Annotated in this window: 1 protein-coding gene; it reads left to right on the top strand. The window is 62.2% G+C overall.

Features of this window, described 5'->3' with window-relative positions; all coding sequences use genetic code 11:
* Nucleotides 1-31: 31 nt before the first annotated feature.
* Nucleotides 32-1,019, top strand: a 988-nt coding sequence (ltrA, locus tag QWZ14_RS29110) for a group II intron reverse transcriptase/maturase (protein WP_290320567.1), incomplete at its 3' end; no start/stop codon positions are given.

Below are 1,019 nucleotides of genomic sequence, written 5' to 3'. Positions count from 1 at the left end.
CATCAAGTCGGGTCGCTATCGGGCCCCACCGGTGCGCCGCAGCTACATTCCGAAAGCGGACGGCTCGCAGCGGCCTCTTGGCATTCCGACCTTCGAGGACAAGGTGGCGCAGCGGGCGATCGTGATGCTGCTGGAGGCCATCTACGAGCAGGATTTCCTGCCCTGCTCGTATGGTTTCCGGCCAGGCCGGTCGGCGCATGACGCCGTGCACAATTTGCGCACGTCGCTCATGACGCAGGGCATGCGGTGGGTGCTGGATATCGACATCAGGCGATATTTCGACACCATCCCGCATGACCAGCTGCGGAGCTTCCTTGACCGACGAGTCACGGACGGTGTTGTCCGACGGATGATCGACAAATGGCTGAAGGCCGGGGTGCTGGAAAGCGGCTCCCTGACCTATGCGACCGAAGGAACGCCCCAAGGCGGCGTGATCTCGCCACTGCTCGCAAACATCTACCTGCACTACGTGCTGGACGAATGGGTTGCGATGGTGGTCGAGCCACGGCTGAAAGGGCGACATACCCTGGTCCGGTATGCGGACGATTTTGTCATGGCATTCGAAGACCATCTCGATGCCAAGCGGGTCTTTCACGTGCTGGGTCAGCGGCTGAACCGGTACGGACTCACCCTCCATCCGGAGAAGTCGCGGTTCATCGACTTCCGATTTCGCCGTCCGGGTGGCCTGCGCCATCCGGCGACGAGCGGTACCACTTTCGACTTCCTGGGCTTTACCCATGTCTGGGGACGGTCCCTGAAAGGTAAGAACGTGGTGCGGCAGGTGACGGCAAAGGGACGGTTCGCCCGTGCCCTATCGGCGGTGACCGAATGGTGCCAGCGTAACCGGCATCAAACGATCCTCCACCAGCACGCCCACCTGTCCGCGATGCTGCGTGGCCACTACGGCTACTACGGCATCACCGGCAACGGACGTCGGGTCCGATGGTATCTCCATCAGGTCGAGCGGATCTGGAAGAAGTGGCTATCGCGCAGGGGGCGACACGGAAACTTCCGCTGGG

This window comes from Paeniroseomonas aquatica, assembly GCF_030409335.1.
Classification (GTDB): domain Bacteria; phylum Pseudomonadota; class Alphaproteobacteria; order Acetobacterales; family Acetobacteraceae; genus Belnapia; species Belnapia aquatica.
The sequence above is the reverse complement of the archived record's forward strand: the minus strand, read 5'-3'. Positions and strand labels throughout refer to the sequence as shown.